1 pseudogene is annotated in these 701 nt (G+C 47.2%); it reads right to left on the bottom strand.

The features are described from left to right. Positions 1-701: pseudogene (locus AC3WTJ_RS37925) on the bottom strand (S-layer homology domain-containing protein); the annotation flags it as partial.

Below are 701 nucleotides of genomic sequence, written 5' to 3'. Positions count from 1 at the left end.
GCTTGGTTTAACACCGTAAAGTTAAAGTCTCCGGCTTTATCAATATCTTTATTCAAGGATAATTTCAACTCGGCTACGTTGTTGCCATTGTCGTCAATCGTGTACGAATAATCCGTGCCTTCCACACCCAGGTAATCGCTAAAGATCAGGGATGTGTTTGGTTTTTGCAGGCCAGCTTCATTCGCATCATACGGCATCAAGCTGCCATATTGGTCATAGATGTTCAGATCGTATTTTACATTCTCGCCTTTGCCGGCAAGCGCGGTTTTACCATTGGAGTAACGCGCTGTGCCCAGTTCCAATTTGCTGAAAATTGGCGCTGTGCCGACTTTATAGTTCTTCGTTGCCGTCACGTGGCTGCTGTCTGTCGACATCAATGTGATCGAAGCAATGGATACGTTTGGCGTAATCCCAACGGAAGTGTCCAGTGTTACCAACAGGTTACCGTCCGCATCTTTGGAGATTTTCTTCAGGGTTGCACCTGTGACATAGCCATTATAGTTACCCGCGGAGAACGACGCATTTTCACCATATTGGTTCGTTGCTTTTGCTTTAACAATAACGCTGCTCGCGCTAGCGATCGTGTCATTGGCAGTTACAAAGTCAATTTTTTGCAGGACTTCGTTTTCACCTGTGAACTTCGCTGTTGCCGTTCCAAGGCTGTCGGCATCCAGGCCGGACAATGTCGCGGTGTATTCGCC

The organism is Paenibacillus sp. FW101-FHT12H11 (genome assembly GCF_058790355.1).
The sequence above is the reverse complement of the archived record's forward strand: the minus strand, read 5'-3'. Positions and strand labels throughout refer to the sequence as shown.